This window comes from Kitasatospora sp. NPDC085895 (assembly GCF_040702125.1).
Taxonomy (GTDB): Bacteria; Actinomycetota; Actinomycetes; order Streptomycetales; family Streptomycetaceae; genus Kitasatospora; species Kitasatospora arboriphila.
Genome location: NZ_JBFBJY010000088.1, coordinates 1 through 23,057, shown reverse-complemented (window position 1 = coordinate 23,057; position 23,057 = coordinate 1). Strand labels below are relative to the sequence as shown.

Here is a 23,057-nt window from a genome sequence, read left to right as displayed (position 1 = left end):
GGGCTTGCCCTCGGACTCACCGCTTCACGCTGCGGAGCAGGACGAACTTGGGGTCGGCGGCGACGGTGCGGCAGTTGCCGAAGAGGCGGCGGAGTTTGACGTGGTAGCCCAGGTGGCGGTTGCCGATGACCCAGAGTTCGCCGCCGGGCCGCAGGGCCCGCCGGGCGCCGGTGAACATCCGCCAGGCGGTGGCGTCGGTCAGCGCCTGGTGGCTGTGGAAGGGCGGGTTGTTGAGGACGAGGTCGACGCTGCCGGGGGCGACCGCCGCCATGCCGTCGCCGACCTCGAAGCGTGCCGGGGCGTCGGGCCCGAGGTTGGCCCGGAAGGTGGCTTCGGCCGAGGCGACGGCCTGGTACGACTCGTCGAGGAAGAGCACCTCGGCGGCCGGGTTGGCGAGGGCGGCGGCGGTGCCGACGACGCCGTTGCCGCAGCCGAGGTCGACGACGGTCTCGGGGCCGCGCCGCTCCGGCAGGTGGTTGAGCAGGAAGCGGGTGCCGATGTCGAGGCGGTCCGCGCAGAAGATGCCCGCGTGGTTGTGGACCGTCCCCCCGGAGGCGGCGCCGATGCCGTCCGGCAGCCGGTAGCTCTGCGGCCAGGGGCTGCCGGTGCGCGGCAGGGCCGGGTCGGGGGTGCAGTGGATCAGGCGGGCCTTGCGGACGGCGAGCGAGGTGCGGGTCGGGCCGAGCACCGACTCGAACAGCTTGAGCGTGGAGGTGTGGATCTCGATGACCATGCCGGTGCCGACCACCACGGTGCCCTCGTGGACGGCCGGGGCGAGCCGGTGCAGCTGGTCCTCCAGCAGGGCGAGGCTCTTGGGCACCCGGACGAGCAGCACGTCGATCCGGTCAGGCGGGGTGTCGCGGGTGGTGAGCAGCCGCACCCCGTCGGCGTGGCCGGAGCGGTTGCGGGCGAGGTTGGCGAGGGTGGCCTGCCGGCCGAGCCAGGAGTCGCCGATCTGCACGGGCCGGTGCTCGGCGAGCGCGGTCGCGAGGGCGCCCCAGCGGTCGCCGACGATCACCACGCTGCCCGACAGGTCGGTGCCGCTCTCCGCCAGGTGCCGCAGCAGGTGGTCGTCGGCGGCGTCCCAGGCGCGCAGCCGGTCGCGGGGGTCCTCGGGGTGGCGGGTGAGGTCGATCTCGCCCCACGGCGTGCTCAAGCGGTTCATCGTTCCCCCAGGCTAGCCGACCGGTGGCACCGTCCCGGACGGCCGCGGCGGCCCGGCGGACGGCACGGCGGGGCGCCGGGCCGGGGACGGCTCCGCCGCTCGCCCGGTGACGGTCCGTCGGGTGCGCCCGTCGGCCGGGCGCCGGGTGCCGACGGCCCGGTCGTGGGCCGGTGTTAGCCTGCGGCGAAGCGGCGCCGGGGGGCGCCGCAGTTCGGGGGAGCACGGTGGCTGCGGCGGGGCGGGAGGCCGGACGCGGATGGCGGCCGGCCGGTGCGGCGGCCGGGGTGGCGCTGCTGCTGGTGGCCGGGTACGCGGCCGGGGTGTGGTCGGCGCGCTCGGGCGGCCGGGTGCGGGTGGCGGAGCTGCTGGACCGCCCGGTGCCGTTGCTCGGTGCGGCCGGTGTCCTGCTGGCCGTGGCCCTGGTGCTGGCGCCGCGCAGGCCGGGCCGGGGCCTGTTCACGGCCCCGGTGGTGCTGGTGGCCGGGGTGCTGGCGCTGCGGGTGCTGATCGGCGCCCTGGACGTGGCCGGTCCGCCGCGGCAGCACACGGTGCTGGCGGTCGCGGCCCCCGGCCGGGCGGACCGGCTGCTGTCGGTGGTGCGCCACGCGGTCGGCCCGTGCTGGTCGGTGGAGGTGGAGACGGGCGTCGGCTGGTCGGCCCGGCACTGGCTGCTGGGTGTCTTCGAGCACGGCCCGGCGACGGGCGGCCCGGTCGACGGCCACTGGGACGGCCCGGACCGCGTGGTGGTGCGGGCCGCGGACGGCGAGCACGTCTTCGACCTGCCCGCCGATCCCGCCGAGCGCCCGCACGGCCGCTGACCTGCCGTCAGCCCGCCACGGCCGCCGGTCGGCCGCGGTGCCGCGCCCAGTCGCCCGCCAGGACGGCCATCACGGTGGAGTCGGCCCAGCCGTCCCCGTCCCGGAGCGTCTCGCGGAGCACGCCCTCCGCGACGAATCCGACCTTCTCGTAGACCCGGCGGGCCCGCGGGTTGAAGGAGTACACCTCCAGCTGGACGCGGTGCAGGCCGAGCTCGTCGAAGGCGTGGCCGAGCAGCAGGCGCAGGGCCTCGGTGCCGAGGCCGCGGCCGCGCCCGGCCGGGCCGATCAGCGTGCGGAAGCTGCAGCTCAGGTTGGGTTCGTCCCACTCGTTGAGCACGACCTCGCCGACGCAGCGGCCGCTCGCCAGATCCACCACGGCGAGGTCGAGCCGGTCCGTCTGCTCGTTGCGGGTGGTGTACCAGCGGGCGATCGCCTCGGCCCCGATATTCGGCCGGTGGGCGCTGCCGGTGAGCCGCAGCACCTCGGGGTCGTCGAGGGCGGCGGTGATGTCGGGCAGGTCCTCCGGCCGGAAGGGGCGCAGCTGCACCGCGGTGCCGGTGAGGACGGGTTTGTGGGCGAAGTCGGCGGTCATCCGGCGATTCTGTGCGGCACCACCGGGCCGGGCAACGGGATTTGCGCGGGCGAATGCGGTCGGCCGCCGCGTCCTCGCGCAGCGACGGTCGGGCGACAGTATGCCGTCGGGCGGTGACGCACGGCGGCCGGTCCGGACAAGTCGTGCCGGTTCCGCGGACGGGACGTCGCCCCGGGCCCGGGCCGGTACCGTGCCTGCATGCAGACCAGGCCGACCCTGCCCGGCGCCGCCGTCCTCCTGCGCCCGGCGACACCCGCCGACGTTCCCGCGCTGGCCGGGATCCGGGCCACGCCCGAGGTGCGGGCCCGCTGGCGCGGCGGGCCCGACATGGTCGCCGAGGTGAGATCGGACCTCGCCGACGAGCTGACACCGGTGCTGGCCGTGGAGTACCGCGGGCGGGTGGTCGGTGCGATCCAGTGGCACGAGGAGGACGAGCCGGACTACCGGCACGCGGGCATCGACGTGTACCTCGACCCGTCGGTGCACGGCCGCGGGCTGGGCACCGACGCCGTCCGCACCCTCGCCCGCTACCTGACGGCCGAACTCGGCCACCACCGGCTGGTCATCGACCCGGCGGCGGACAACGCGCCCGCCATCGCCTGCTACCGCAAGGTGGGTTTCCGCCCGGTCGGGGTGATGCGGCAGTACGAACGCGGCACCGACGGCACCTGGCACGACGGCCTGCTGATGGACCTGCTGGCCGGGGATCTCGCCACGGCCGACGGGCCGTCGTCGGGCCGTCGGCGCACCGCGGCGCGGGCGGCCCTGCGGCGGCTCAGGATCCGGCGGCGTACCCGGGGCTGAGGATGCCCACCGGGCCCACGGCCCTGCGGTCAGCGGCGGGTCTCGGTGACGGCCCCGGCCAGCAGCTGCGCCGCCAGGGCGAGCCCGCGCTCCGGCAGGGCGGCGTGGCCGAGGACGAGCGCGGGCGGGCCGGGTGCGGTGAGGCGGGTCGGCGCGACGGGTTCGACCCGGACGCCCCGGGCGGCGGCCGCCTCGACCACCGGCCCTTCGGCGCAGCCCGGCGGCAGGTCGAGGTACAGGTGCAGGCCGGCGGACACCCCGCGGACGGCGGCGTCCGGCAGGTGCCGGGCGAGCGCCTCGGCCAGGGCGTCGCGGCGGGCGCGGTAGCGGGCGCGGACGGCCCGCAGGTGCCGGTCGTGGCCGCCGTCGGCGAGCAGCCGGGCGAAGGCCAGCTGGTCGAGGGCGGAGCAGCCGAGGTCGGTGTACTGCTTGTCGGTGCGGAACTCGTCGACCATCGGTTCGGGCAGGACGGCCCAACCGAGCCGCAGGCCGGGCGCCAGCGACTTGCTGAGCGAGCCGAGGTGGACGACCAGGTCGGGGGCGAGCCCCTGCAGGCAGCCGACGGGCTCGCGGTCGTAGCGGAACTCGGCGTCGTAGTCGTCCTCGACCACGACGGCTGAGGTGCGGCGGGCCCAGGCGATCAGGGCGGCCCGGCGTTCGGGGGCGAGCACCACACCGGTCGGGTACTGGTGGGCGGGGTGACGAGGACGGCGCGGACGCCCGTCCGGGCGAGCGCGTCGACGTCCAGGCCGTACGCGTCGACGGGGATGCCGACCGGTTCGAGGCCGTGGGCGCGCAGCAGGCCGCAGGTGCCGGGCGAGCCCGGGTCCTCGACGGCGACGGCGCGGTGGCCGTGCCGGACGAGCTGCCGGGCCGTCAGGGCGAGCCCTTGGGCGACGCCGCCGACCACGGTGAGGCGTCCCGGGTCGGCCGCGGCGGCCCGCACCCGGCCGAGGTGGGCGGCGAGTTCGGCGCGCAGTGCGGGGTGCCCGGCGGGGTCGCCGTAGCCGAGGGCGGTGTGTTCGGCGGCGACGAGGGCGCGGTGCAGTGCGGCCTGCCAGGCGGCCCGCGGGAAGAGCGAGAGGTCGGGGGTGCCGGGCTTGAGGTCGTACCGGACGGCGGGGGCGGACGGGCCCGGCGGCGGTGCGGGCGGCGGTGGGGCGATGCCGTCGGCGACCCGGGTGCCGGCGCCCTGCCTGCTCACCAGGTAGCCCTCGGCGACGAGTTGGGCGTAGGCCTCGACCACGGTGCCGCGGGAGACGCCGAGGTCGCGGGCGAGGGTGCGGGTGGCGGGCAGCCGTCCGCCGGCGGGCGGGCGGCCCCGCCGGACGGCCTCGCGCAGCGCGGCGGTCAGCCGGGCGGTGAGGCCGCTGCCCCCGGACGGGTCGAACGGCAGCAGGAGTTCGGTCACCGGATCACCTCCGTCCCGCGAGGGTACCGGGGCCGGCGCCGTGAAGTGGTCCACGGACGGGGTGCGGAAGTGGACCTGGGCTGCGGACCACCCGCGTCCTAGCGTGGCGGTCGTGCCCCTCTCCCCCACCGCCTCGGGCGGTCTGCGCGGCGCGGCCGCGATGACGATGCTCGGCTGCTCGACCGGTGTCAGCGCGGCCTTCGCCGGTTACCCGCTGCTGGGCGGGCAGGCGCTGCGCTACCTGCTGGCGGCCGGGCTGCTGCTGCCCCTCGCGCTGCGGGCGGCGGCCGGCGCGCCGCGGCCGACGGCCCGCGAGTGGGGGCGCCTCGCCCTGCTCTCGGCGACCGGTCTGGTCGGTTTCAACGTGCTGCTGGTGCAGGCGCTGCGGCACTCGGGTCCGGCGGGGGTGGGCAGTGTGGTCGGGGCCGCGCCGCTGCTGATGGCGGTGCTCGGGCCGCTGCTCGCCGGAGGCCGGCCGGGGCGGCGGGCGGTCGTCGCGGCCGGGGTGGTCGCGGCCGGCGCGGCGACCGCGCAGGGGTTCGGCGCGGGGGACGCCGTCGGGACGGTCCTCGCGCTGGGTACCCTCGGCTGCGAGGTGGGGTTCTCGCTGCTGGCGGTGCCGCTGCTGCCGCGGCTGGGGCCGGTCGGGGTGTCGGCGTGGGTGACGGTGCTGGCGGTGCCGATGTTCGCCGGGGCGGCGGTGCTGCTGGACGGGCGGGCGGCCCTGCGGGTGCCGAGCGGTTCGGAGCTGGCCGCGCTGCTGTACCTGGCGGTGCCGATGACCTGTGTGGCCTTCCTGCTCTGGTACCGGGCGCTGGAGTTGCTGGGGGCGGAGCGGGCGGGGCTGTTCGCGGGCCTGGTGCCGATCACCGCCGCGTTCTCCGGGGCGGCGCTCGGCGAGGGGGTGCCGCGGGCCGGCGAGCTGCTGGGCGCGGTGCTGGTCGGCGCCGGGGTCTGCCTCGGCCTGCGGACCCGGCGGCCCGGCCGGGCCCGAATGCCCCGGACGGGCCGGGCGCGGGCGGCGGGCGGCCCCGTGGCACCGTGAGGACGGCCCCCGCGCCGCACGGCGGCCGATGCGGGTCGGGTACGGCGGAAACCGGGTGCGGCGCGGCCCGACGGCGGGTCAGAATGCCGGAATGCTCTCCGACCACTGGCCGCTGCTGGGGCTGCGGCTGCGCACCGACCGACTCGAACTGCGGCTGCCCTCCGACGAGGAGCTCGCCGAACTGGGCGACGTGGCCGCGGCCGGCCTCCACGAGCCCGACCGGATGCCGTTCCTGAGCGCCTGGACGGACGTGCCGCCGGCGCAGCGCGCCCGGGCCGTGGTGCAGCAGCACTGGCTGCGGCGGGGCACCTGGTCGCCGGACCACTGGGCGCTGACGCTGGTGGTGTTCGCGCGGGGCCGGCCGATCGGCGTGCAGGCGGTGAGCGCCGAGGACTTCGCCGTCACCCGCGAGGTGCGCACCGGGTCCTGGCTCGGCCTGGCCCACCAGGGCCGCGGGTTCGGCCGGGAGATGCGCTCGGCCGTGCTGCACCTGGCCTTCGCGGGGCTGGGGGCGGAGGAGGCGACCTCGGCCGCGTTCACCGACAACCCGGCGTCGCTGGCGGTCTCGGCCCGGCTGGGCTACCGGCCGGACGGTGTCCAGCGGGACAACGTGCAGGGCCGGCTGCGGGTCACCCGTCGGCTGCGGCTGAGCCGCGCCGACTGGGAGCGGACGGACCGCCCGGCGGTCGAGCTGACCGGGCTCGGGCCCTGCCTGCCGGAGTTCGGGCTGGGCCCGCAGGAGTGAACCGGCACCGAGAACCCCGTTGCCGGACCGACGAGCGATCACGGAGATGGTGGACCCCCGCATGCTGAACCCCGATCTGGTCGACCGGTACCTGCGGCGGCTCGGCCTGCCGCGCCCGGCCGCGCCGACCGCCGACGCGCTGGCCGCCCTGCACCGCGCCCACGTCGAGCAGGTGCCGTACGAGGACCTGGAGATCCAGCTGGGCCGTCCGACGACGGTCGACCCGGTCGAGTCCGCGGAGCGGATCGTGCGCGGCCGCGGCGGTTACTGCTTCCACCTCAACGGCGCGTTCTCGGCGCTGCTGCAGGCGCTGGGCTTCGACGCCACCCGGCACGTGGCCGGTGTGCAGCGGCAGGTCGACCCGGAGCCGGTCGGTGCGGCGGGCAACCACATGGCGCTCACCGTCCGCACCGCGGAGGGGGCGTGGCTGGCGGACGTCGGCCTCGGCGACGGTCTGTACGAGCCGCTGCCGCTGCGGACCGGGACGCACCGGCAGGGGGCGCTGCGGTTCGGCATGGCGCCGTCCGCGGTGGTGGCGGGCGGCTGGCGGCTGGAGCACGACCCGCAGGGCTCGTTCCGGGGCATGGAGTTCTCGCCCGTCCCGGCCGGGCCGGAGGACTTCGTCCGTGAGCACGTCCGGCTGTCGACCTCGCCGGAGTCCTCGTTCGTCCAGGTCTTCTGCACGATGCGGCGCGGCGCCGACGGCTTCGAGGCGCTGCGCGGCTGTCTGCTGGTGCGGGTCGGCGCAGCGGGCCGGGAGGACCGCGAGGTCACCGACGAGCAGGAGTGGTTCGGCCTGCTGACCGGGCACTTCGGGCTGGACCTGTCGGACGTCCCCGCCGAGCGGCGGGCCGCGCTCTGGCAGCAGGTGCACGGCGCCCACCTGGCCTGGCGGGCCGCCGAGGCGGCGAGGACGGCGGCGGAGGCAGTGGCGGAGCCGGAGGTGGCCGGTGCGTAGCGCTCCCGTCACCCCGGCCGGCGACCGGATCCGCTGGGTCGAGCTGCCCGGCGCCGGCCCGGCCCGGGTCTTCGTGCACGGCCTCGGCGCCTCCTCCCCCGCGTACTTCACCGAGGCGGCGCTGCATCCGCTGCTCGCCGGGCGCCGGTCGCTGCTGGTGGACCTGCTGGGCTTCGGCCTCAGCGACCGCCCGGAGGACTTCGGCTACACGCTGGAGGAGCACGCGGACGCGCTGGCCGCCGCCCTGCGCTCCGCGGGGGCGGACGGCGCCGAACTGGTCGGGCACTCCATGGGCGGCGCCGTCGCGATCGTGCTGGCGGCCCGCCGTCCGGAGCTGGTGTCCCGGCTGGTGCTGGTGGACGCCAACCTCGACCCGGTGCCGCTGCCCGGTCCGCCCGGCGGCGGCAGCAGCGGCCTCGCCTCGTTCACCGAGGAGGAGTTCCTGGCCGGTGCCTGGCGGCAGGTCCGCGACGGGGTCGGGCCGCACTGGTGGTCGACGATGCGGCTGGCCGGGCGGACGGCCCTGCACCGCAGCGCCGTCCACCTGGTCCGGGCGACCGTGCCCACCATGCGCGAGCTGCTGATCGGCCTGCCGCAGCCGCGGACCTTCCTCCACCCGGCGGCCGACGGCCCGCCGGACGGCGCCGAGCGGCTGGCGGCGTCCGGGGTGCGGCTGGTCGCCGTCCCGGACTGCGGCCACAACGTCATGCTCGACAACCCGGACGGCTTCGCCCGGGCGGTCGCCGCGGCGCGCTGACGGGACGTCGACCGGCGGCACCGGCCCTGGCGCGTCCCGCCCGGAACGTGCCAGGGTCGGGGGCATGCGATACGTCATCATCGGCGCCGGTGCGGTCGGCGGGACGGTCGGCGGGCGGCTCCACGAGGGCGGGCACGAGGTGGTGCTGGTCGCCCGCGGCGCCCACCTGGCGGCCCTGCGCGAGGACGGTCTGCGGCTGACCACCCCGGAGGGCAGCCGCACCCTCGCCGTCCCGGCCGTCGGCGGGCCCGAGGAGCTGGAGCTGCGGCGCGGGGACGTGCTGGTGCTGGCCGTGAAGACGCAGCACTCGCTGCCGCTGCTGGACGCGTGGGCGGCCCGCCCGGTGGCCGGCGGCGGCACCGCGGGCGAGCTGCTGCCGCTGCTGTGCGCGCAGAACGGCGTCGAGAACGAGCGCCTCGCGCTGCGCCGCTTCCGCCGCGTGTACGGGGTGTGCGTCTGGCTGCCCTCCTCGCACCTGGAGCCGGGCCGGGTCCTCGCCCAGGGCAGCCCGGTCAGCGGCGTGCTGCACGTCGGTCACTTCCCCCGGGGCAGCGACGACACCGCCGGGCGGATCGCCGCGGACCTCGCCGCCTCGCACGTCGGCGCCCGGGCGAGCGCGGACGTGATGCGTTGGAAGTACGCCAAGCTGCTCGGCAACCTGAACAACGCCCTGGAGGCCGTGGGCGGCCCGGTCGACGGCGAGCTGCGGCTGGAGCTGGCCCGGCGGACGGTCGCCGAGGGCGAGGCGGTGCTCGACGCCGCGGGGATCGGCCGGGCCGACCGTGAGGAGCAGCGGGCCGCCTGGTCGGGCCGGGTCACCCTGGTGCCGGTCGACGGGGAGGGCCGGCGCGGCGGCTCGTCCTGGCAGAGCCTGGCCCGCGGCGCCGGCGACATCGAGGCGGACCACCTCAACGGCGAGATCGTGCTGCTCGGCCGGCAGCACGGGGTGCCGACCCCGCTGAACGCGGCGCTGCAGCGGCTGGCCAACGCCTTCGCCCGCGAGGGCCGGGCGCCGGGCAGTCTGCCGGAGGCCGAGCTGGCGGCGCTGCTGGAGGCGTCGGGCCCGGAGACCTGACCGCCCGAGGCCTGACCCGGCGGCTCAGACCACCGGGTCGTCCGGCCCGTACGGGCGCAGCCGCAGCGTCCGGGCGTCCGCGTCGCGGATCTCCGCGGCACGGGCGCACAGCTGCTCCAGGTCGTCGCGGCCGGCGTGCACGAACCGGCCGTGCAGGCCGTCGAAGCGGCCCCGGGCGGCGTCCACCGCGACGGCCACCATGTACGCGACCGAGCCCCAGTCCTTCTTGTCCTTGAACATCGGCATGGCCTCGGTCATGTCGGTGCGGACGGCGCCGGGGCTGATGTCGAGGACGACCACGCGGTGCTCGGCGAGCGAGTCGGCGATGTTGTCGGAGAGCTTGAGCAGGGCCGCCTTGGAGGTGGCGTAGGCGGTGTAGACGCCGTCGGGGCGCAGCGCGAAGCCCGAGTTCATGTTGATCACCCGGCCGCCGCCGCGTTCGACCATGCCGGGCAGGACGCTGCGCAGCAGGTTGAACGGGCCGCGCAGGTTGGTCTCCAGCACGTGCCACCACTGGTTGGGGTCGGCCTCCCAGAGCGGCACCTCGACGTGGTCGATCTCGCCGGCGTTGTTGACCAGCAGGTCGATCGGGCCGAGGTCGCGCTCGACGGTGCGCACCGCCTCCCGGACGTTGCCGGGCCGGGTGACGTCGGCGCTGACCGCCACCCCGCGGGAGCCGTGCTTGACGCACTCGCGGAGCGTCTCGGTGAGCGTGGCGTGGGTGCGCCCGACCAGGCCGACCATCATGCCCTCGGCGGCCAGGCCGATCGCGATCTCCCGGCCGATGCCGCGGCCCGCCCCGGTGACCAGGCCCACCTGGCCGGCGAGTGATCCCGTCCCCATTGCGTGCTCCCTCCTGCGGCTGCTCCGCATTCTGGTCCGGTCCGGCCGCGGCGCCGGGCCGCCCGGCCGGACCGGGGCCCGGGGTCATCCGAACGGCCCAGCGCCACCGTCCGGCGCCCGGGAGTAGTACGGTCGACCAGGACACGCGTGTGGGGCCCACCGAGCCCCGGCGCCGGGCCGCTGAACAGCACCTCGCCGGGCAACCCCCGGCACCACCGTGAAGGGCAACTGAGTGAGTGACATCGCGCGCGTCGGAGTGATCGGCTGCGGCCTCATGGGGTCGGGCATCGCCGAGGTCTTCGCCCGCTCCGGTCTGGACGTGCTCGTCTCCGAGGCGACCGGCGAGGCCCTGGAGCTCGGCCGCACCCGGCTGACCAACTCGCTGGAGACCGCGGTCAAGCGCGGCAAGCTGACCGAGGAGCAGCGGGACGAGGCGCTCGGCCGGCTCTCGTTCACCACCGACCTCGCCGACTTCGCCGACCGCGACCTGGTGGTCGAGGCGGTCGCGGAGCGCGAGGACATCAAGGTGCAGATCTTCGAGACGCTGGACCGGGTGGTCGAGCGCCGGGACGCGATCCTGGCCTCCAACACCTCGTCCATCCCGATCGTGAAGCTGGCCGCCGCCACCAGCCGCCCCGAGCAGGTCATCGGCCTGCACTTCTTCAACCCGGCGCCGGTGCAGAAGCTGGTCGAGGTCATCCCGACCCTGACCACCTCGGCCGAGACCACCGCGCGGGTGGAGGAGTTCACGGTGCAGGCGCTCGGCAAGGAGCCGATCCGCGCCCGCGACCGGGCCGGCTTCGTGGTGAACGCCCTGCTGGTGCCGTACCTGCTCTCGGCGGTCCGCATGTTCGAGTCGGGCGTGGCGACCGCGGCCGACATCGACAAGGGCATGGAGGCGGGCTGCGCCCACCCGATGGGCCCGCTGCGGCTGTGCGACCTGATCGGCCTGGACACCATCGTGTCGATCGCCGACTCGATGTACGACGAGTACAAGGAGCCGCTGTACGCGGCGCCGCCGCTGCTGTCCCGGATGGTCGACGCGGGCCTGCTGGGCCGCAAGTCCGGCCGCGGCTTCTACGACTACACCGCCTGATCCCGGCGGGCCCGCGGCGTCCCCGTCCGGGGTGGCCCCTCGGGCGGGGCGCCGCACCCGCACCACCACCTCCAGCCACCCGAGCAGCTCACCACAGGGGTAGTCCAGTTGAACGGGATCAGCGTCGCGCGCGGGGTCCTCGTCACCGCCCGCCGCCAGCGGCTGCTGGCCGCCATCCGGGAGGAGGGCGGCCGCTGGGACTGGCGGCGGGCCGAGGCGCAGTACGACACCTCCCCGGAGCCGCACATCATCCGCCGCGACCTGATGGAGCTGTGCCGTTCCGGCGACCTCGTCCGGGTCGGGCTCGGCGAGTACGAGGCGGCACCCGCCGGGTGACCCCCGCCGACCGGAGGGCCTGCGCCACTCCCGTGGCACAGCGCCGTCACAGCATGGTCACAGGCCTCGGCATACGGTGATCGTTCTGACACCGTGATGCCATGCGAACTCGAATGATCGTCACCACCCTCACCGCTGCCGCCGCCCTGTCCCTGTCCCTCACCGCGTGCGGCAGCGACGGCGGCGGCACCGCCGCGCCGGCGAAGTCCTCCGCCGCCACCGCGGCGGCCCCGGCCGCCAGCACCCCGGCCGCGGCCGACAGCGCGACGCCGGCGGCGTCGACCGCCGCCCCGACCGCCCCCACCAAGGCGGCCGGCACGGCCGACCCGACGCAGCTGGCCAAGGAGCTGGCGATGGTCGCCGGCCTGAAGCAGATCGACCCGAAGCTGGCCGCGGACAACCAGAAGACCGTCGCCGCCGCGCAGCAGACCTGCGCGGACATCAAGGCCGGCAAGGACGACGCGACGGTGGCGAAGAACACCACCACCTACTTCGCGGCGACCGGCGCGAAGGTGACCGACCAGCAGGGCCAGATGATCGCGGTGATCGTCAAGGCGGCGCTCTGCCCGTGACCCGGTGGGCGCGGCGGACGTGACGCGGCGGACGTGACGGGGCCCGGGAGCGGTATCCAGCTCCCGGGCCCCTGAGGTGCCACCCAATTGCGCGCACCGGCACGTTTAAGGCTGCGGATCATCTTCAGAGCCTCGTGTTCTGCCTTTGAACTACCGTGCCACGGGGAGAGGCACAGGCGGGACTTGAACCCGCATCCGAGGCTTTCCGTCCGCACCCGTTCGATCCGGCGCTCGGCGGCGGATGCTGAGACTTGAGCGGGAGTCTGAGTTTCAGGGGGCTGCCTCTGCCGCTTGGGCCACCCCGGCGCGTGGTGCCGGGGGGAGGATTCGAACCTCCACTGTCACCCCTGTGTCAGCTTCACTTTCAGTGTCAGCTTCTGCGCTGTTCGCGCACCCCTCCGCTCAAGGAGGGGGATCGTGGGTCCGGCCGTCACTGGCCGAACAGGTAGCCGAAGACGGCGTCACCGACCCGCTTGTCGACGACCTCCGCCGCGTTGGCCTCCTCGCGGGCGAACTGCACGGCCTGCTGCAGCTTCTCGACCCGCTGGACGAGCTCGTTGACCCGCCGGGCCGGCAGCGCACCGGAGAACTTCACGGTCGTCCAGTACCCGACCGCGATGTCCTCGTAGTACACCTCGACCTGGGCCGGGTGCTTCTCGGTGGCCTCCGCCTTCACGTGGTTGCGGGGGACCTTCTTCGTCCGGATGGTGCGCACCGGCTCGGTCTTCCACGCGTCGGTGGAGGCGTCCGGCGTCCAGGACTCGGAGGCGTCCAGCACCGGCAGCTTGCGGACGAAGGTGTAGAGGTCGGTGAGCTGCTTCTCCAGGAAGAGCAGGTAGGTGACCGGCACGTCGGTCAGCAGCGGCCGGCCGTCGACCACGACGTCAGCGCGGGCGGCGCAGTTGGCGTGGTCCTTGGTGGCGGTCACGTCGAACAGCCGGGTGAGCGAGGCGGCGGTGTCGCGCAGGATGTCCTCGGCGCGCACCTGCACGCGGGTGGACTCCGGCGGGAGCTGCTCGCCCTCCTCGTCCTTCGGCTGGTACGTGCGGGAGATCCCGGCGAGCAGGGCGGGCTTCTGCAGGCCGTGGTGGGCCGTCGTCAGCTCCTGGAAGGACTTGGACTTGACGCCCTTTTCGACCGCGATGATCTGGTTGAGTTTCGCCACGCCCGGGAGGCTAACAGCGGTCCGTCCGCGCTGTCGTGCGATTTACCGCGGCCCGGGGACGGGGGTCGGGGGACCGTCCCCGGGCCCGGCGCGGCATCAGCCGTTGATCTGGTAGCTGTCGCCGTAGACCTTCCACTTCAGCGGGGTGTTGAGGTCGAAGTTGCGGTCCTTGACCCACACCCGCTGGGCGGTGTCCACCCGGCTGGTGTCGGAGTGCGCCTCCTCCTTCTTCATGACCACCTTGCGGGCGTCCAGGAAGGCGTTGAGGTAGGTGGCCTCGTCGCCGCCCTGGGCGGGGGTCTTGGCCTTCTTCATGGCCGCCTTGCGGATGCCGCCGAAGCTGTCGGAGCTGTCGCCGGGGCCGTGCATCACGATGGCGTCGTAGTAGACGAACTGGCCGAGCGCCCGCAGGCCGTCCGCCTTGGCCTGCTGGACGGCGGGGTTGAAGTAGACGCGGTCCCGCTCGTCGTTCTGGGCCTTCTGGAAGACGGTGTCCTTGGCGGCGGCGGCCCAGTCCTTGGTGAAGGCGGCGCCGAGGCCGCTGTGCGAGTCGGTGCCGTTCACCTTGCGCAGCGCGGGCAGGTACTTGGCCAGGACGTTGCCGGGCTTGAGGTCGGTGTAGTGCTCGACCAGGTCCAGCATGTCGCCGGTGCCGGAGCAGAAGCCGATGATGCCGGCCGTGTAGCCGCGGCCGTCGCCGATGTCCTCGATGTACTTGTACTGGGCCTTCCAGTCCAGCGAGGAGTTCTCCGCGCTGGAGACGATCTGCATGGCGATGTCCTTCTTGTGGGCGTCGTCCAGGCCGACCGACGCGGCGCTGACCACGGACGCGCCGGCGCCGTCGGCGCCGATCGTCACGGTGGCGACGGTCAGCGGGACGGCGGCGAGCAGCACCGCGAGTGCGGTGCGGCCGGCCCGGCTGCGGGCCCGGTGGGTGCGGACGTCGGTGCGGGCGGTGCGGGACTGTGCAGTCATCTGGTGCTCCGTCGGTCGACTCGCGCGCAGGCATGGGGATGCCCGGGACGCTCCGGTTAGGAAACTTTCCTAACAAGGATTGAAGCGGCCATGGCATTCAACCCGCAAGAGGGTCGGACCAACCTGCACGCAGCCTTAAGGCCCACCTAACGTTCGCCGACTCGCCGTGCCCGCAGGGCGGCTGGCGACCAGGGCCGGGAACGCCGACGGGCCCCGTCCCGGACGCGGAGTCCGGAACGGGGCCCGTCGGGCCGGGTGGCGTCAGGCGCCGCGCAGCACCGCACCGGTGCGCCCGGCCGCCGCCGCGACGGCCGACTCACGGGCGGCCGAGGCCTCGTCCGCAGTCAGCGTGCGGTCGTCCGCGCGGAAGCGCAGCGTGTACGCCAGCGACTTCTTGCCCTCGCCGGCCTGCTCGCCGGTGAAGACGTCGAACAGTCGGATCGACTCCAGCAGGGCGCCGGCACCCTCGCGCAGCGCGGCCTCGACCTCGGCGGCCGGCACCTCGCTGCCCACGATCAGCGCGACGTCCTGGGTGGCCACCGGGTACGCCGACACCGGCGGACCGCTGACCTTCCGCACGCCGTCGGCGAGCAGCACGTCCAGGTCGATCTCCATCGCGCTGGTGCGCTCCGGCAGGTGCAGCGCCTTGACGACGCGCGGGTGCAGCTCACCGGCGTGGCCGACCACCCGGCCGTCCACCAGCAGCTCGGCGCAGCGGCCGGGGTGCCAGGGGGCGCGCTGGCCCTGTCGGACGGTCAGCTCCAGGTTGGCCGCGCGCGCGACGGTGCGGGCCGCCTCGACCGCGTCCGCCCAGCCGGACGGCACGCCCTTGCCCCACCAGCCGGACGGCTGGCGCTCGCCGGCCAGCGCGACGGCGACCCGGCGCGGCTGGTCCGGCAGTGCGGCGTTGAGCTCGGCGAGCTCCTGCTCGGTCGGCCGGCGCTCCACCGAGAGCCGCGGCGCGACCTTGAGTTCCGCCTTGGGCAGGAAGACCGTGCCGGTCTCGAACAGCGCCAGGTCGGTGTTGCCGCGGCCGACGTTGCGGCGCAGCGCGCCGAGCAGGCCCGGCAGCAGCGTGGTGCGCAGCGCCGGCTCCTCGTCGTTGAGCGGGTTGACCAGCTTGACAGTGCGGCGGCGCTCGTCGTCCTTCTCCAGGCCCAGCCCGTCGAACGCGGCCTCGCCCAGGAAGGGGTAGGCGTTGATCTCGACGTAGCCGGCGCCGGCCAGCGCGACGCCCATCCGCCGGTGGAAGCGCTGCGCCTCGGTCAGGCCGCGGCCCGGCGGCACGTTGGGCATCCGGGCGGGCACGTTGTCGTAGCCCTCCAGCCGGATGACCTCCTCCGCGAGGTCGTACGGGTCGGTGAGGTCGGGGCGCCAGCTCGGCGGGGTGACCTCCAGGACGTCGGCGCCGACCACGGTGCAGCCGATCTCCTGCAGGCGGCGGGTGACCGTCTCGCGGCCGTACTCGGTGCCCGCCACCCGGTCCGGGAGGTCCGCGGCGATGGCGATGGTGCGCAGCGGGTGCGGGGCGGCGATGTCGGTGACACCGGCCTCGGCGGTGCCGCCGGCGATCAGCACCAGCAGGTCGACGGCGCGCTGCGCGGCGGCGCGGGCGGCCTCCGGGTCGACGCCGCGCTCGAAGCGCTTGGACGCCTCGGAGGGCAGCTTGTGGCGCTTGGCGGTGCGGGCGACGCTGATCGGGTCGAAGTGGGCGGCCTCGATGACGACCTCGGTGGAGCCGACGACCTCGCCGGTCTCCGGGTCGAGGACGGGGTCGAGGATCTCGGTGGTGGCGCCGCCCATGACGCCGGCCAGGCCGATCGGGCCGGAGTCGTCGCAGATCAGCAGGTCCTCGGCGGACAGCTTGCGCTTGACGCCGTCCAGCGTGGTGAGGGTCTCGCCCTCCTCCGCGCGGCGAACCAGGATCGCGCCGCGGACGCGGTTCCGGTCGTAGGCGTGCAGCGGCTGGCCGACCTCGAGCATCACGTAGTTGGTGATGTCGACGGTCAGCGAGATCGGGCGGATGCCCGACTTCTGCAGGCGGCGCTGCAGCCAGATCGGCGACTTCGCGGCCGGCTCGACACCGGTGACGGTGCGGGCGACGAAGCGGTCGCAGCCGGCCGGGTCGGCGACCTTGACCGGGTAGCCGAAGGCGTTGGCCGGGGGCACGTCGAGCAGCGCCGGGTCGGCCAGCGGCAGCCCGTACGCGGCGGCGGCCTCGCGGGCGACGCCGCGCATGGACAGGCAGTAACCGCGGTCCGGGGTGACCGCGATGTCGAGCACCTCGTCGACCAGCTGCAGCAGCTCGATCGCGTCGGTGCCGGGCTCCAGGTGCGACTCCAGCACCAGGATGCCGTTGTGGTCGTCGCCCATGCCGAGCTCGCGGGCGGAGCAGATCATGCCGGCCGAGGTGTGGCCGTAGGTCTGCCGGGCGGCGATCGGGAAGGGACCGGGCAGCACGGCGCCCGGGAGCACCACGACGACCTTGTCGCCGACCTGGAAGTTGGTCGCGCCGCAGACGATCTCCTGCGGCTCGCCGGTGCCGTTCGCGTCGCCCACGTTGACGAAGCAGTGCCGGATCGGCTTCTTGAAGCCGGACAGCTCCTCGATGGAGAGCACCTCGCCGACCACCAGCGGGCCCTTGAGGTCGCCGCCGAGCTGCTCGACGGTCTCGACCTCCAGGCCCGCCCGGACGAGCCGGGCCGCCACGTCGCGGCCGGTCTCGCCCGCCGGCAGGTCGACGTACTCGCGCAGCCAGGAAAGCGGGACGCGCATCAGATCTCCATCCCGAACGGGAGGGTGAAGCGGACGTCACCCTCGACCATGTCGCGCATGTCGGCGACGTTGTGGCGGTTCATCAGGATTCGCTCCAGGCCCAGGCCGAAGGCGAACCCGCTGTAGCGGTTGGGGTCGACACCGGCGGCGACCAGCACCCGGGGGTTGACGACGCCGCAGCCGCCGAGCTCGATCCAGCCCTCGGAGGAGCAGGTGCGGCAGGGGCGGTCCGGGTTGCCGACGCTCTCACCGCGGCAGACGAAGCACTGCAGGTCCACCTCGGCGCTCGGCTCGGTGAACGGGAAGTACGAGGGGCGCCAGCGCAGTTCGAGGTGGCCGCCGATCAGCTTCTCGACCAGCACCTCGATGGTGCCCTTGAGGTCGGCGAAGGTGATGCCCTCGTCCACCGCGAGGCCCTCGACCTGGCGGAAGACCGGGGTGTGCGTGGCGTCCAGCTCGTCGGTGCGGTACACCCGGCCGGGGCTCACCGCGTAGAGCGGCGGCTGGCGGTCGAGCATGGTGCGGATCTGCACCGGGGAGGTCTGGGTGCGCAGCACCACGCCGGAGTCGGCGGAGCCGTCCGGGGCCTGCACGAAGAAGGTGTCCTGCATGGAGCGGGCCGGGTGGTCCGGGTGCAGGTTGAGGGCGTCGAAGTTCAGCCACTCCGCCTCGACCTCGGGGCCGGAGGCGACCTCGTAGCCCATGGCGACGAAGGTGTCCTCGATGCGCTCGGCCATGGTGGTCAGCGGGTGCCGGGCGCCGCGCGGTGCGCGGTCGTACGGCAGGGTGACGTCCACCGCCTCCTCGACCAGCACGCGGGCGTCCCGCTCCGCCTCCAGCTCGGCCTGGCGGCGCGCCAGGGCCTGGTTGACGGCTCCGCGGGCCTGGCCGATCAGCTTGCCGGCCGCCGCCTTGGCGTGCGGCGGCAGCGCGCCGATCTCACGGTTGGCGAGCGCGAGCGGCGAACGGTCGCCGGTGTGGGCGACCTTGGCCTGCTTCAGCGCGTCGAGGTCGGCGGCGGCGGCGAACGCGGCGATCGCCTCGTCCCGGGCCTGCTCCACCACCTCGGGCTTGAGGGCCTCGACCTCGACCGGGTCGTACGACTTGTTGGGTGCCGACATCTCTATCTTTCCCGTGCTCCTGCTCGTGAAGTGGATGGCTCGCCCTTGCGCTACGCCCGGCGTGGCCGGAACACGGGCAGCCCCTGGCCGGTGCCGGGAGGTGACCGGGAGGGGTGTCCGCGGCACGGCCGCGCAGGGCGTCCCACAACGCCAAAGGTCGAGTGTAGTCGCAGCACGCCGACGGCCGGTTCGCCGTCCGTGGCCGTGTGCGCGAGGAGCCCGCCGGGCGCGGACCTACAGCATGAAGTCCGGCACGCCCGCGGGCAGGGTGAATCGGAACCGGGCGCCGCCCGAGGGGGCCCGGCTGATCCGGATGACGCCGCCGTGCGCCTCCACGATGCCCTTGACGATGTAGAGGCCGAGACCGGTGCCGCCGCGCTTGGAGCCGCGCCAGAAGCGGGTGAAGACGCGCGGCATCGACTCCTCGGGGATGCCGCTGCCTTCGTCGCTCACGGTGACCGCTGTCCCTTCCACCGTCCTCGGCGGGGTGCCCGGATGCTGCCGGCCGGCCGCCTCGACGATCTCGACGGCGGGGGCCACCTCGATGGTGACAGTCCCCTCGCCGTGCCGCACGGCATTTTCCAGCAGGTTGGCCAGCACCTGGTCGATCTTGTCCGGGTCGCCCCACTGCTGGCGCAGGCCGTCGGCGATCCGGATGTCGAAGCGCTCGGCCGGGATGCCGGCGGCCACCTTGCCGTCCACGTGCCGGCGGACGGCCGCCGCCAGGTCGACCACCTGCTTGCGGATCTCCAGCCGGCCGGCGTCGATCCGGGAGATGTCGAGCAGCTCGGCGATCAGCCGGGTGACCCGGTCGGCGTCGGCGTCGACGGTCTCCAGCATCACCCGTTTCTGCCCGTCGTTGAACCGCTCCCACTTGGCCAGCAGGGTCGCCGTGAACCCCTTGACGCTGGTCAGCGGGGAACGCAGCTCGTGCGCGACGGTGGCGATCAGCTCGGCGTGGCTGCGCTCGGTGCGCCGCCGGGCCTCGGTGCCGCGCAGCGCCACCACCACCCGCTGCACCGGGCCGCCGGGCCGCTCCCGGACGTACCGGGCGGAGACCAGCACCTCGCAGCCGCCGGGCAGCAGCAGGTTCCGCTCGGGCTGGCCGGTGCGCACCGCGAGGCCGCCGTACGGGTCGGTGAGCTTCCACCAGCGGCGGCCGTCGAGGTCCTCCAGCGGCAGGGCGTCCTCCAGCGGGGTGCCGAGCACCGCGTCGCGGCGGCGCCCGGTGAGCCGGGCCGCGGCCCGGTTGAAGCAGACCACCCGGCCGTCGGCGTCCGCGACGACCAGGCCGTCGGGCAGGTCGTCCGGGTCCAGCTCCGCCCCGCTGCCGACCATGGGTGTCCTCCCCTGACCCACCACCGTGCTCCCCGCCGAGGCCGACCCTAGCGCTCCTGCGGCCGTGTGCGACACCCTCCGGGCGACCGCTGCGCACGGGCCGAGGCGTAGAGGCACACGGCGGCGGCCGTGGCCAGGTTGAGGCTCTCGGCGTGTCCGTGGATGGGCACGCGCACCACCTCGTCGGCGAGTGCGCGGGTCTCCTCCGGCAGGCCCCAGGCCTCGTTGCCGAAGACCCAGGCGACCGGGGCGCCGAGGGTGCCCTCGTCGAGCTCCTGGTCGAGGTCGCGCTCGCCCGCGCCGTCCGCCGCCAGCACCCGCACCCCGGCCGCCCGCAGCTCGGCGACGGCCTCCTCGATCGGCACGCCGGTGGCGAAGGGCAGGTGGAAGAGGCTGCCGACCGAGGCCCGGACGGCCTTCGGGTTGTACGGGTCCACCGAGGCGTCGGTGAGCACCACGGCGTCCGCGCCGGCGGCGTCGGCCGTCCTCAGCACGGTGCCGGCGTTGCCGGGGTCGCGGACGTTCGCGAGCACCGCGACCAGCCGGGGCCGCGAGGCCAGCACCTCCTCGAAGGGGGTGTCGATGAAGCGGCACAGCGCCACGACGCCCTGCGGGGTGACGGTGTCGCAGATCTCCGCGATCACCTCCTCGGTGGCGGTGAGCAGCGGCAGCCCGGCCGCGCGGGCGGCGTCCGCGATGTCGGCGTGCCGCTCCAGCGCCTGCGGGGTGAGGTAGATCTCGACCACCGCGTGCTCGGCCGAGCCCGGCAGCCGCCCGTACGCCACGGCCTCGCGGACGGCCTGCGGGCCCTCCGCCAGGAAGCGGCGGTCCTTGCCGCGCTGGTTCCGCCGGGCCAGCCGTCGCGCCGCGACGACGCGCGGGGAGCGCAGGGAGGTCAGCAGGGGGGTGTCGGTGCTCTGCATGCTCTCGTTCTCTGAGGGGCCTGGAATGCGCATCGGGCCCGCAGGCGGTACGGCCTGCGGGCCCGAAGAGCTCACCTACCGGGGCTCGGCCCGGATCAGGCGGCCTTGGGGGCGTTGACGTCCTCCGGCAGCGCCTTCTGCGCGACCTCGACCAGCACGGCGAACGCGGCGGCGTCGTTGACGGCCAGGTCGGCGAGCATCTTGCGGTCGATCTCGACGCCCGCGGCCTTCAGGCCCTGCACGAAGCGGTTGTAGGTCATGCCGTTGGCACGGGCCGCAGCGTTGATGCGCTGGATCCAGAGCTGACGGAAGTCGCCCTTGCGCTTCTTGCGGTCGTTGAAGTTGTAGACGAGCGAGTGGGTGACCTGCTCCTTGGCCTTGCGGTAAAGGCGGGAGCGCTGGCCGCGGTAACCGCTGGCCCGCTCGAGGATGACCCGGCGCTTCTTGTGGGCGTTGACTGCCCGCTTGACGCGTGCCACTTGATTACTCCTTGGGTTGGACCGCGGATGGCTCCTGGCGGTCCGTCAATCGATTGGGTCGGAAAGGATCAGCCGGTCCCGCGGGGGCGCCGCGGGCGGGCGATCACTTGCCGAGAAGCTTCTTGATCTTCTTGGCGTCGGCGGGGGCCATCTCGGCGTTGCCGGCCAGCTTGCGGGTCAGCGTCGAGGGCTTGTGCTCCAGGAGGTGGCGACGGCCGGCACGCTCGCGCAGCACCTTCCCGGAGCCAGTGATCTTGAAGCGCTTGCTGGCGCCGCTGTGCGTCTTCTGCTTCGGCATGTCGCCGTATCTCCTCGTCGGTCCGCCCCGGCCCGCACAGTGCTGTGCGGGCCGGGAGTGGATTGTTCTCCTGGCCGGGACGGGAGCCCCGGCCGTTGTGGCCGTCCGTGCGGGGCCTGGGCCTTTCGGCTCAGCTCTCCTGCTCGGTGTCGGCCGGCTGCTCGACCTCGGCGGCGGGCGCGGCCTCGACGGCCTCGTCGGCCTCGACGGCTTCCGGGGCCTCGTCGGCCTGGGCCTCAGCGGCGGCACCCGGGGTGCGGCCCTGACGCTCGGCCTTGCGGGCGTCCGCGAGGGCGCGCGCCTCGGCCATCGCCTCGGTCTTCTTCTTGTGCGGGCCGAGAACCATGATCATGTTACGGCCGTCCTGCTTGGCCGAGGACTCCACGAAGCCCAGGTCCTGGACGTCCTCCGCGAGACGCTGCAGCAGTCGGAAGCCCAGCTCGGGGCGGGACTGCTCACGACCGCGGAACATGATCGTGATCTTGACCTTGTCGCCCTGCTTGAGGAACCGGACGACGTGACCCTTCTTGGTGTCGTAGTCGTGCGGGTCGATCTTCGGCCGGAGCTTCATCTCCTTGATGACCGTGTGCGCCTGGTTCTTGCGCGCCTCACGGGCCTTCATCGCCGACTCGTACTTGAACTTGCCGTAGTCCATGAGCTTGCAGACGGGCGGCCGTGCGGTCGCCGCGACCTCGACCAGGTCGAGGTCGTACTCCTGGGCAAGCTCCAGCGCCTTGGCAAGCGGCACGATGCCGACCTGCTCGCCGCTGGGACCGACGAGTCGCACCTCGGGGACGCGAATCCGGTCGTTGATGCGGGGCTCGGTGCTGATGGGGCCTCCTCGGTTGCACCTAATTCAGTGCGGCCGTCGGGCGGCGGTCGCACGTCGTGGTTTCGACCACTGGGCGGGGCTTCATTCATGCTCCGCTGCCCGGGAACAGGCACCGAACGCACGAAAAAAGCCCCGCACGGTACAGGCGGGGCTCCACACAACCGGGGCGCCCCTGGCGGGACGCCACTGACGATCGCGCACCTCGCGGCGCACGTCGCGGACCGGACCCGTCGACCCGGGGGCCGATCAGGTGGGAGACTGTCGCGGTTGCCCTCTCGGGCCTCCTGGGTGGAGCCTCCACTTGCTGGCCGGGTGTCCGTACGGACTCCTGGCCGGTCAGTCTCGAATCATAGCAGCGTTCGGGCGGCCACCGTTATTCCGGCCCCGGTCACGCCGCCTTGTACGCTCCCTGTGTACGTCCACCGGCCAGACGGAGTGAGCCACCTTGAGCAGCCAGCCCCACGAGCACGACGACGAGCAGGCCGTCGGCTTCGACGACCTCACCCGCGACATCGCCGAGGTCCCGGCGGTCGAGGTGATCACCACCGTCGCCGTCCACCTCATGAGCGCGGCCGCCGTCAAGTGCGGGCTCGCCGAGGGCGGCGAGGCCGACAAGGACCTCGACGAGGCCCGCAAGCTGATCACCGCCCTCGCCGGGCTGGTCACCGCCGGCGCCCCCGAGATCTCCAACTTCCACGCCGCACCGCTCCGGGACGGGCTGCGCTCCCTCCAGCTCGCCTTCCGCGAGGCCTCCGTCGTCCCGGACGCCCCGGGCGCCGGCCCCGGCGAGAAGTTCACCGGCCCGGTCTACTCCTGACACACGGGGCGAACCAGGGACCAGGGCTCGCCCGTTTCGAGCAGGTGACCACTGAGGGGCGCGGGGAACCGCGCGGGACGGAAGGCGCAACGCCGTCACTTCCGTCCCGCGCGGTTC

24 protein-coding genes and 1 pseudogene are annotated in these 23,057 nt (G+C 74.5%); 11 read left to right on the top strand and 14 right to left on the bottom strand.

The features are described from left to right. Positions 1–16: 16 nt before the first annotated feature. A complete protein-coding gene (locus AB0442_RS35210) occupies positions 17–1,165 on the bottom strand; it encodes a methyltransferase (protein ID WP_366167633.1) in 1,149 nt (382 codons plus the stop codon). A 224-nt stretch (positions 1,166–1,389) separates the two neighbouring features. Here AB0442_RS35210 and AB0442_RS35205 point away from each other — a divergent pair, with 224 nt between their 5' ends. Further along, a complete protein-coding gene (locus AB0442_RS35205; protein WP_366167632.1) occupies positions 1,390–1,983 on the top strand; it encodes a hypothetical protein in 594 nt (197 codons plus the stop codon). A gap of 7 nt (positions 1,984–1,990) precedes the next feature. Here the strand turns inward: AB0442_RS35205 and AB0442_RS35200 are convergent, their stop codons facing one another. Further along, positions 1,991–2,575 carry a GNAT family protein gene (locus AB0442_RS35200; RefSeq protein ID WP_366167631.1) on the bottom strand — a complete coding sequence of 195 codons (585 nt, stop codon included), beginning with the start codon at positions 2,573–2,575 and terminating at the stop codon, positions 1,991–1,993. A gap of 198 nt (positions 2,576–2,773) precedes the next feature. Here AB0442_RS35200 and AB0442_RS35195 point away from each other — a divergent pair. Further along, positions 2,774–3,286 (top strand): annotated as a pseudogene (locus tag AB0442_RS35195) (GNAT family protein); the annotation flags it as partial. A gap of 122 nt (positions 3,287–3,408) precedes the next feature. On the opposite strand, the gene AB0442_RS35190 reads toward AB0442_RS35195, so the two are convergent. Together AB0442_RS35190 and AB0442_RS35185 are read right to left on the bottom strand one after the other, a co-directional pair. Next, complete coding sequence (locus AB0442_RS35190) at positions 3,409–4,053, bottom strand: PLP-dependent aminotransferase family protein (RefSeq protein WP_366167630.1); 645 nt, start codon at positions 4,051–4,053, stop codon at positions 3,409–3,411. Continuing rightward, positions 4,020–4,790: a PLP-dependent aminotransferase family protein gene (locus AB0442_RS35185; protein WP_366167629.1), complete on the bottom strand. Its 771-nt coding sequence runs from the start codon at positions 4,788–4,790 to the stop codon at positions 4,020–4,022. Before AB0442_RS35185 ends, AB0442_RS35190 begins: the two co-directional genes overlap by 34 nt. Before the next feature lie 112 nt (positions 4,791–4,902). Between AB0442_RS35185 and AB0442_RS35180 the strand changes: the two genes are divergently transcribed. The 5 genes from AB0442_RS35180 to AB0442_RS35160 all read left to right on the top strand — a co-directional run bounded on the left by AB0442_RS35180 (position 4,903) and on the right by AB0442_RS35160 (position 9,370). Further along, complete coding sequence (locus AB0442_RS35180) at positions 4,903–5,835, top strand: DMT family transporter (RefSeq protein WP_366167628.1); 933 nt, start codon at positions 4,903–4,905, stop codon at positions 5,833–5,835. 91 nt (positions 5,836–5,926) lie between these two features. Next, positions 5,927–6,580 carry a GNAT family protein gene (locus AB0442_RS35175; protein WP_366167627.1) on the top strand — a complete coding sequence of 218 codons (654 nt, stop codon included), beginning with the start codon at positions 5,927–5,929 and terminating at the stop codon, positions 6,578–6,580. Between the two features lie 61 nt (positions 6,581–6,641). Then, positions 6,642–7,538, top strand: a complete 897-nt coding sequence (locus AB0442_RS35170) for an arylamine N-acetyltransferase (RefSeq protein ID WP_366167626.1) — start codon at positions 6,642–6,644, stop codon at positions 7,536–7,538. Continuing rightward, positions 7,531–8,295: an alpha/beta hydrolase gene (locus AB0442_RS35165; protein WP_366167625.1), complete on the top strand. Its 765-nt coding sequence runs from the start codon at positions 7,531–7,533 to the stop codon at positions 8,293–8,295. Before AB0442_RS35170 ends, AB0442_RS35165 begins: the two co-directional genes overlap by 8 nt. A gap of 64 nt (positions 8,296–8,359) precedes the next feature. Continuing rightward, positions 8,360–9,370: a 2-dehydropantoate 2-reductase N-terminal domain-containing protein gene (locus AB0442_RS35160; RefSeq protein WP_366167624.1), complete on the top strand. Its 1,011-nt coding sequence runs from the start codon at positions 8,360–8,362 to the stop codon at positions 9,368–9,370. Positions 9,371–9,394: 24 nt separating this feature from the next. On the opposite strand, the gene AB0442_RS35155 is transcribed toward AB0442_RS35160, so the two are convergent. Then, positions 9,395–10,213, bottom strand: a complete 819-nt coding sequence (locus tag AB0442_RS35155; RefSeq protein ID WP_363543597.1) for an SDR family oxidoreductase — start codon at positions 10,211–10,213, stop codon at positions 9,395–9,397. 232 nt (positions 10,214–10,445) lie between these two features. On the opposite strand from AB0442_RS35155, the gene AB0442_RS35150 reads away from it, so the two are divergent. The 3 genes from AB0442_RS35150 to AB0442_RS35140 all read left to right on the top strand — a co-directional run bounded on the left by AB0442_RS35150 (position 10,446) and on the right by AB0442_RS35140 (position 12,217). After that, the gene (locus AB0442_RS35150; protein ID WP_359983956.1) at positions 10,446–11,309 is read left to right on the top strand and encodes a 3-hydroxybutyryl-CoA dehydrogenase; all 864 of its coding nucleotides are present in this window, start codon (positions 10,446–10,448) and stop codon (positions 11,307–11,309) included. 108 nt (positions 11,310–11,417) lie between these two features. Continuing rightward, positions 11,418–11,645 (top strand): hypothetical protein, encoded by a 228-nt coding sequence (locus AB0442_RS35145; RefSeq protein WP_344621651.1) that lies wholly within the window; start codon positions 11,418–11,420, stop codon positions 11,643–11,645. Between the two features lie 101 nt (positions 11,646–11,746). Beyond that, entirely contained in the window at positions 11,747–12,217 is a 471-nt protein-coding gene (locus tag AB0442_RS35140) for a hypothetical protein (RefSeq protein ID WP_366167623.1), read from the top strand. Between the two features lie 430 nt (positions 12,218–12,647). Here the strand turns inward: AB0442_RS35140 and AB0442_RS35135 are convergent, their stop codons facing one another. From AB0442_RS35135 to infC, 9 genes are all read right to left on the bottom strand, one after another. After that, entirely contained in the window at positions 12,648–13,382 is a 735-nt protein-coding gene (locus tag AB0442_RS35135; RefSeq protein ID WP_344621649.1) for a hypothetical protein, read from the bottom strand. Positions 13,383–13,478: 96 nt separating this feature from the next. After that, positions 13,479–14,357 (bottom strand): chitosanase, encoded by an 879-nt coding sequence (locus AB0442_RS35130; protein ID WP_366167622.1) that lies wholly within the window; start codon positions 14,355–14,357, stop codon positions 13,479–13,481. A 261-nt stretch (positions 14,358–14,618) separates the two neighbouring features. Next, the gene (gene pheT, locus AB0442_RS35125) at positions 14,619–17,132 is read right to left on the bottom strand and encodes a phenylalanine--tRNA ligase subunit beta (RefSeq protein WP_366167621.1); all 2,514 of its coding nucleotides are present in this window, start codon (positions 17,130–17,132) and stop codon (positions 14,619–14,621) included. Next, positions 17,132–18,253: a phenylalanine--tRNA ligase subunit alpha gene (gene pheS / locus AB0442_RS35120; protein WP_363543589.1), complete on the bottom strand. Its 1,122-nt coding sequence runs from the start codon at positions 18,251–18,253 to the stop codon at positions 17,132–17,134. Before pheS ends, pheT begins: the two co-directional genes overlap by 1 nt. A gap of 234 nt (positions 18,254–18,487) precedes the next feature. Next, complete coding sequence (locus tag AB0442_RS35115; protein WP_359983234.1) at positions 18,488–19,591, bottom strand: ATP-binding protein; 1,104 nt, start codon at positions 19,589–19,591, stop codon at positions 18,488–18,490. 47 nt (positions 19,592–19,638) lie between these two features. Beyond that, positions 19,639–20,514: an RNA methyltransferase gene (locus AB0442_RS35110; RefSeq protein ID WP_363543587.1), complete on the bottom strand. Its 876-nt coding sequence runs from the start codon at positions 20,512–20,514 to the stop codon at positions 19,639–19,641. A 95-nt stretch (positions 20,515–20,609) separates the two neighbouring features. Further along, complete coding sequence (rplT, locus tag AB0442_RS35105) at positions 20,610–20,993, bottom strand: 50S ribosomal protein L20 (protein ID WP_030268651.1); 384 nt, start codon at positions 20,991–20,993, stop codon at positions 20,610–20,612. 103 nt (positions 20,994–21,096) lie between these two features. Beyond that, positions 21,097–21,291: a 50S ribosomal protein L35 gene (gene rpmI, locus AB0442_RS35100; protein WP_263102510.1), complete on the bottom strand. Its 195-nt coding sequence runs from the start codon at positions 21,289–21,291 to the stop codon at positions 21,097–21,099. 130 nt (positions 21,292–21,421) lie between these two features. Beyond that, positions 21,422–22,147, bottom strand: coding sequence for a translation initiation factor IF-3 (gene infC, locus AB0442_RS35095; RefSeq protein WP_366167640.1), 726 nt, complete (start codon positions 22,145–22,147; stop codon positions 21,422–21,424). Between the two features lie 421 nt (positions 22,148–22,568). On the opposite strand from infC, the gene AB0442_RS35090 reads away from it, so the two are divergent. Next, positions 22,569–22,940, top strand: a complete 372-nt coding sequence (locus AB0442_RS35090) for a DUF1844 domain-containing protein (protein ID WP_344621642.1) — start codon at positions 22,569–22,571, stop codon at positions 22,938–22,940. Positions 22,941–23,057: the final 117 nt, after the last annotated feature.

Excerpts from the sequence above, each read along its gene's own strand:
- AB0442_RS35170 (WP_366167626.1), top strand. The coding sequence starts at position 6,642 with ATGCTGAACCCCGATCTGGTCGACCGGTACCTGCGGCGGCTCGGCCTG.
- rpmI (WP_263102510.1), bottom strand. The coding sequence starts at position 21,291 with ATGCCGAAGCAGAAGACGCACAGCGGCGCCAGCAAGCGCTTCAAGATC.
- AB0442_RS35140 (WP_366167623.1), top strand. The coding sequence starts at position 11,747 with ATGCGAACTCGAATGATCGTCACCACCCTCACCGCTGCCGCCGCCCTG.
- AB0442_RS35130 (WP_366167622.1), bottom strand. The coding sequence starts at position 14,357 with ATGACTGCACAGTCCCGCACCGCCCGCACCGACGTCCGCACCCACCGG.
- AB0442_RS35155 (WP_363543597.1), bottom strand. The coding sequence starts at position 10,213 with ATGGGGACGGGATCACTCGCCGGCCAGGTGGGCCTGGTCACCGGGGCG.
- AB0442_RS35175 (WP_366167627.1), top strand. The coding sequence starts at position 5,927 with ATGCTCTCCGACCACTGGCCGCTGCTGGGGCTGCGGCTGCGCACCGAC.
- AB0442_RS35115 (WP_359983234.1), bottom strand. The coding sequence starts at position 19,591 with ATGGTCGGCAGCGGGGCGGAGCTGGACCCGGACGACCTGCCCGACGGC.
- AB0442_RS35200 (WP_366167631.1), bottom strand. The coding sequence starts at position 2,575 with ATGACCGCCGACTTCGCCCACAAACCCGTCCTCACCGGCACCGCGGTG.
- pheT (WP_366167621.1), bottom strand. The coding sequence starts at position 17,132 with ATGCGCGTCCCGCTTTCCTGGCTGCGCGAGTACGTCGACCTGCCGGCG.
- AB0442_RS35110 (WP_363543587.1), bottom strand. The coding sequence starts at position 20,514 with ATGCAGAGCACCGACACCCCCCTGCTGACCTCCCTGCGCTCCCCGCGC.
- AB0442_RS35210 (WP_366167633.1), bottom strand. The coding sequence starts at position 1,165 with ATGAACCGCTTGAGCACGCCGTGGGGCGAGATCGACCTCACCCGCCAC.
- AB0442_RS35160 (WP_366167624.1), top strand. The coding sequence starts at position 8,360 with ATGCGATACGTCATCATCGGCGCCGGTGCGGTCGGCGGGACGGTCGGC.
- pheS (WP_363543589.1), bottom strand. The coding sequence starts at position 18,253 with ATGTCGGCACCCAACAAGTCGTACGACCCGGTCGAGGTCGAGGCCCTC.